This window comes from Okeania sp. SIO2B9, assembly GCF_010672505.1.
GTDB classification, from domain to species: domain Bacteria; phylum Cyanobacteriota; class Cyanobacteriia; order Cyanobacteriales; family Microcoleaceae; genus Okeania; species Okeania hirsuta.
Genome location: NZ_JAAHGK010000292.1, coordinates 1 through 6,644 on the forward strand (window position 1 = coordinate 1; position 6,644 = coordinate 6,644).

The 6,644-nt window shown below is 34.8% G+C and carries 3 protein-coding genes; 2 read left to right on the top strand and 1 reads right to left on the bottom strand.

Annotation, left to right across the window (positions count from 1 at the left end):
- Window positions 1–233 precede the first annotated feature (233 nt).
- Window positions 234–362: a hypothetical protein gene (locus tag F6K13_RS12425; protein WP_275670271.1), complete on the top strand. Its 129-nt coding sequence runs from the start codon at window positions 234–236 to the stop codon at window positions 360–362.
- A 162-nt stretch (window positions 363–524) separates the two neighbouring features.
- On the opposite strand, the gene F6K13_RS12430 is transcribed toward F6K13_RS12425, so the two are convergent.
- Window positions 525–2,147, bottom strand: a complete 1,623-nt coding sequence (locus tag F6K13_RS12430) for a hypothetical protein (protein WP_287287510.1) — start codon at window positions 2,145–2,147, stop codon at window positions 525–527.
- Window positions 2,148–2,867: 720 nt separating this feature from the next.
- Between F6K13_RS12430 and dnaE the strand changes: the two genes are divergently transcribed.
- On the top strand, window positions 2,868–6,644 hold a 3,777-nt coding region (gene dnaE / locus F6K13_RS12435), incomplete at its 3' end, for a DNA polymerase III subunit alpha (protein ID WP_287287512.1).

Consider the following 6,644-nt stretch of genomic DNA (forward strand, 5'->3'; position numbering starts at 1 on the left):
GCATAACTTTGTACTGTGGCATAACTTTTAATTGTTCGACTACCTCATCAATGACAGACAAACTCATTAGACTTCTCCTTTGCTGAGTAGAGATTAAAATATAGTAATCAAGGAAACGCCAATTAATTTGACTTTATGATAAAAATACTGCACTTCAAACAATATTGCATAAATTATAATTTACTGATGATGTGATTATTTATTTGCATTAAATCCTACTACTTATAAAAACAATGTCAAGAGAAAATATAGCAACTGTTGTAAAAATTTTAGAGTCTCTTTCTGATGAGCAGCAGGAAAGAATTTTTGAGCATTTACGAGAATATATTGCAGATTTTCAAATTGGTATTAAAGTAGGATAAATCTTTTGAAAAAACCCAAAGCAAGTTAGTAGTAGCAGCGAGACAGGCGAAACAGTAAATTGCTGAAGGAAAAGGGCAAACAATTGACTATGATAAGTTATGAAGTCTGTTACCTTACCATCTTTTTGGGAGGAATATCATGGTCTTTCCCTACTTGTTGCTTTATTCACAAAAGTGTCTCTCAAGTGATACAAGAAAGTCTCTAACTTCAACAAGAATGTTCTTCAGCACATGAGAACGGTTACTGTCTTTCAATCCGAAAGCTTTGGCAATCTTTTTGTAATTGTCGCCCTTACGATGAGTCACGCTAGCTGAACGAAGTTCTTGCAAATTTCTCAAGAATTTTATCTGCTGCTCATAGTTTGGATATTGATGAGCTTTGAGGAACTGCTGGAATTTAGATATTCCCTTTATTTCGGTATTACCTACTGGTGTTGCCTTAACAATTTCCCTCTCATTTAGAGAATCAATCAAAATCTTTGTCAGAGCAAGAACCTGTGAATCAAATTCTGCCTGACTATTTGTCAGGGGAATGCGCAAAGTTTCAAAAAGATACTGGTCTGATTCAGCTAATTCCCGAAAAAGACTCCATCCCATAGATTCTTTCCAATTCTTAGAAAACCTAACAAAACGATCCTTAAACATAAGGTCAATTTGTTCTGGAGGAGCAGGTGTTAGTTGAAAGCTACGATCAAAATTAACTTTACTAATCTTTCCTTCAGGTAGAATATTGTAACTACGCCAATATATTTGTTCATCTGATGGCAAAGATGCTAAGTCTCCAAGGAAGACAGTTATGTATTCAGGATGATTATTATCAAGTTTCAATCCCCATAATCCTTGACATCTTAGAAATCCATCCTCAACCGAGTATTGTTCTGGATGAGCATAATATTTTGTAAGAACTTCGCGCCGAAAGAAAACAGGTGTGAGATAGTTAGGAGCATCTGGATTAGCACCAAAGTAGTTTGCAAGCTCATCTGGATTACAAGAATATTTGACTGAATCTCCATTTTCATCCACTCCAATAATGAAATCAATGTAGTTTTCCTTGTCCTTATCATTGAATGGCCACATTCCACAGCGATTGAGTGGAAATGGAGGAATCAGTTTTTTTCCACACAAGTATGAGAAGGATTTGTAGTTGGCTATATGAAAATTTTCTGCCGAACTTGCGCAAAGTCTATAGTAAGTTAAATCCTGTTTATTTTTATGCTCTAATTCCTGTGGAGATTCATCAAGTATTAATTCAGAATATCGTTTAAAGTCAAAATAAATTGCTAAGTACATCTCTTTTACAGCAAGAAATTGACGCACTTCTTTGAGACGAACTTCAACTTTATCCATTTCAAGTTTTGCTACTACAGTTTCATCTCCTCTATCATCAAATTTGATAAGTTGATTTTTTTCAAAATCGTGGTACAAACGATGAAAGTGTCGAAACTCTTCAATCATTTCGTTATATGAGTCACGAATGCCATGAAAATCCCGATGAATTATAAACGGTTCTACATCATCTAAGTTTCCAAACCGCAAATAGTTAAGATTTTTATTGAAACATAGATGCCCATCTTCAAGATGGAAATCCCAAGAAATCTTGCTTAGAGAAGTTTCAACATCAGCATTTGGAATCAAGGCTGAAAATATACCAAGATTCTCGTTTTCAGTAACTTTATCAAAATAAACAGTTATCCATGGCTCTCTACCTAAACTAGGAATAAATTTCTCTCGCGATTCAGATTGAAGTAGCCATTTCAAAGTTAGATCGACGTTTTTAGTCGCCATAATAGTGATTTGATATAAACATAATTAGGGCTTGCTGATTAATTCTAAAAGTATTGACTGATATTGGTTTTAGCGTTTTATAGTTGAAAAAAGTAGCAGCTTTTCGGTGGAAAAAGATCATGCATGCTAGTATTTTGGGATGATTATGGCAGAAAAATTGAGAGACAATTCTTACTCCTACCTCCTCGCTCATTCCCATTTCTCCTGTCTCCTGTCTCCTACCCCAGCAAAAAGACTTTATTCAGCAAACCCTAATTAATTGTAGTTTGACTTACATAATATTGACGGGAGCGCGATCGCACTCCCACTAACTAAAAGCCTATTTCATTTTAATAAGCACCTATGCAGAGCAAATAACTTATCTCCAAAATACACGAAAATTTCTTGACAAGCAACCACCCTACATCTCTTACATATCAATACTTATAACAAATGGCATACGAGAACGCGATCGCACCCAAATTCCCCCCATTTTTCCTCCTAAATAGCTCATTTGAACTTTTTTTGCCAAATTCAGTTTAAATTCCAAATATACTTAGCAATAATTTATAAGCTTAATTTATATCTACCTTTCATTAAACCCTAAAAACTTTACAGGTAAAGACTTTCAGTCAAACCAATACCAGCAAAAATTAAATATCAACCTTCTTCTTTCTTCCTTCTGACTTCTTCCTTATAAAATAAAGCTATCTAAAATATTTATTCTAAAATCTAAAAAAAATGTCATTTGTTGGCCTACATATTCATAGCGATTATAGCCTATTAGACGGGGCATCCCAATTACCACAATTAATAGATAGAGCAGTAGAACTAGGAATGCCAGCCATTGCTCTGACAGACCATGGAGTAATGTATGGGGCGATTCAATTAATTAAACTGTGTAGAAATAAAGGAATTAAACCCATAATTGGCAATGAAATGTATGTGATAAATGGAGAAATTGAGAAACAACAAAGAGGCAAAAAATTTCACCAAGTCGTATTAGCAAAAAATACTCAAGGCTATAAAAATTTAGTCAAACTAACAACTCTTTCTCATCTACATGGTTTTCAAGGAAAAGGCATATTTGCTCGACCTTGTATTAATAAAGAATTACTAGAAAAATATCACGAAGGTCTGATAGTAACTAGCGGGTGTTTGGCAGGAGAAGTACCGCAAAATATTATGCAGGGAAAATTAGATGAAGCGAAGACAGTAGCTAAGTGGTACAAAGATTTATTTGGAGAAGATTACTATTTAGAAATACAAGACCATGGTTTCCCAGAAGATAGAGTAGTAAATACTGGAATTGTCAAAATTGCCAATAAATTAAAGATAAAAATAGTAGCCACAAACGATTCTCATTTTATTTCTTGTCGAGACGTAGAAGCACACGATGCTTTGTTGTGTATTAATACTCAAAAATTAATCTCTGAAGTAAAACGGATGCGGTATAGCGGTACCGAATATTTAAAGTCTGCTGAAGAGATGAAGCAACTATTTAAAGACCACCTAGAAAATGAAATTATAGAAGAAGCGATCGCCAATACATTAGAAGTGGCAGATAAAGTTGAAAAATATCAAGGAATTTTAGGAGAACCAAGAATTCCTGATTATCCCATTCCGCCAGAACATAATGCCGATACTTATCTGGAAGAACTTGCTTGGGAAGGATTATTGGAAAGGCTGAAACTTAAACAAAGAAGTGAAATTTCCGCAGTATATAAAGAGCGGATGGAAACTGAATTGAAAGTTCTTCAGGATAAAGGTTTCTCTACATATTTTTTGGTGGTTTGGGATTACATAAAATATGCCAGAGATGAAAATATTCCTGTCGGACCTGGTAGGGGAAGTGCTGCTGGTTCATTAGTTGCTTATTCTCTGCGGATTACTAATATAGATCCGGTACATCATGGCTTATTATTTGAAAGATTTTTGAATCCCGAACGGAAATCAATGCCAGATATTGATACAGATTTTTGTATTGAAAACCGAGATGCAATGATTGATTATGTGACTGAACGGTATGGAGAAGAGAGAGTTGCCCAAATTATTACTTTTAACCGGATGACATCTAAGGCAGTATTAAAAGATGTGGGGAGAGTGTTGGGAGTTTCGTTTGGGGAAGCGAATAAAATGGCAAAGTTAATTCCTGTTGCACGGGGTAAACCAGCTAAGTTAAAAGTGATGATTTCTGATGAGACTTCTTCTCCTGAATTTAAGGAAGCTTATGAAAATAATGAAATTCAAATAGAAGATAATCAAGCCGGAAAAGTTAGTAAAATTTCTGTTCGTCAATGGATAGATATGGCAATCAGAATTGAGGGTACTAATAAGACTTTTGGAGTACACGCAGCAGGGGTAGTAATTTCTAAGGAACGCCTAGATGAAATTGTGCCTTTACAAAGGAATAATGATGGAGCTGTGATTACTCAGTATCACATGGAAGATATAGAATCCCTTGGTTTGTTGAAAATGGATTTTTTGGGATTGAAAAATTTAACTATTATTCAGAATACTGCCGATTTGATTGAGCAAAATCATCATCTTCCTTTAGTTCCAGATGAGTTACCAGCTAATGAAAGAAAGGCAATGGAAATTTTGGCGAGAGGCAATATTAAGAAAATGCCAGAGGATGTGAAAAAGACCTACGAATTGATAAAGTCTGGAGACTTGGAAGGAGTATTTCAGTTGGAATCTTCTGGCATGGTGGATGTGGTGAAAAAATTGAAGCCTACTTCTATTGAAGATATTTCTTCTATATTGGCTTTGTATCGCCCCGGACCTTTAGATGCGGGTTTAATTCCTAAATTTATTGACCGGAAACATGGGCGGGAGAAAATTGAATACCAACATCCAAAGTTAGAACCAATTTTGCAAGAAACTTATGGAGTTTTGTGTCTGCCAAAGGGAACTTTAATCGATCAACCAGATGGTTCGAGAGAGGCGATCGAAAATATTAAGAGTGGGGAGATAATTTTAACTTCGGATGGTAGGAAAGTTTGGCAGGCAAAAGTTGCTAAACAGTGGCGGAGTGGTGTTAGGGAAATATTGAAAATTACTTTGTCTAGCGGAACGGTAATTTATGCGGGAAAAAACCATCGCTTTTTAACGCCGGAAGGAGATAAGTTTGCCTGGGAATTAGAATCAGGAGTTAAAAACGGTAATATTTATGGTTCTGCTGTTTATGAAAAATGGCAGGTTTCTAGTAATAACAAAAGACTAGGTAAAAATGAAGCTTATTGTTCAAATATACCTCAGCCAGAAAATGGGGAAAAATCTAGAGAAAGCCATCTACAAATTTCCTCTTTATCTTTGACAACTTCTTCGGAAAATTATATTTCTCACACCAATACTTCGAGTCGGAAAAATCAGGAGTTTTCTCTGGAAAAATGTACTTTATTTAAAGAGACAAATTTCTTAGATAGACTCAAGGCAGAAAATGAGGAAAATTTGAGAGAAAACTATCTACAGATTTCCTATTTCCCTTTGGCAACTCCTTCAGAAAATTATATTTCTCACACCAATACTTCGAGTCGGAAAAATCAGGAGTTTTCTCTGGAAAAATGTACTTTATTTAAAGAGACAAATTTCTTAGATAGACTCAAGGAAGAAAATGAGGAAAATTTGAGAGAAAACTATCTACAGATTTCCTATTTCCCTTTGGCAACTCCTTCAGAAAATTATATTTCTCACACCAATACTTCGAGTCGGAAAAATCAGGAGTTTTCTCTGGAAAAAGGTATTTTCTTTAAACAGACAAATTTATCAGATATAAGGAACCTGGAAAAAGATACTTTATTTAAACCGACTAATTTATTAGACAGAGGGAAGCTGAAAAATTGGGAAAATTTGAGAGAAAGCTATCTACAGATTTCCTATTTTACTTTGACAACTTCTTCAGAAAATTCCATTTATCAGACAGATGCTTCGAGTCGGAAAAATCTAGAGTCTTTCCTCGAAAAAGGTACTTTATTTAGACAGACAAATTTCTTAGATAGAAAAAATTGGGGAAATGAGGAAAATTTCCGAGAAAACTATCTAGAGATTTTCCCTTTCTCTTTGACAACTCCTTCAGAAGATTCTATTTCTCAGATAGATACTTCGAGTCGTAAAAATCTGGATTCTTCCCGGGAAAAAGCTACTTTATTTAAACAGACAAATTTCTTAGATAAGCCTCAGCAAGAAAATCAGGAAAATTTTAGAAAAAACCATCTACAGATTTTCTATTTTCCTTTGACAACTACTTCAGAAGATTCTATTTCTCAGATAGATACTTTCAGTCGCAAAAATCAGAAGTTTTCCCGGGAAAAAGCTACTTTATTTAGACAGACAAATTTCTTAGATAGAGGGAAGTCGGGAAATGGGGAAAAATCTGGAGAAAGACATCTACAGATTTCCTATTTTCCTTTGACAACTCTTTCAGAAAATTCTATTTCTCAGACAGATACTTTGAGTCGGAAAAATCAGAAGTTTTCCCGGGAAAAAGCTACTTTATTTAGACAGACAAATTTCTTA

Excerpts from the sequence above, each read along its gene's own strand:
- F6K13_RS12425 (WP_275670271.1), top strand. The coding sequence starts at position 234 with ATGTCAAGAGAAAATATAGCAACTGTTGTAAAAATTTTAGAGTCTCTT.
- F6K13_RS12430 (WP_287287510.1), bottom strand. The coding sequence starts at position 2,147 with ATGGCGACTAAAAACGTCGATCTAACTTTGAAATGGCTACTTCAATCT.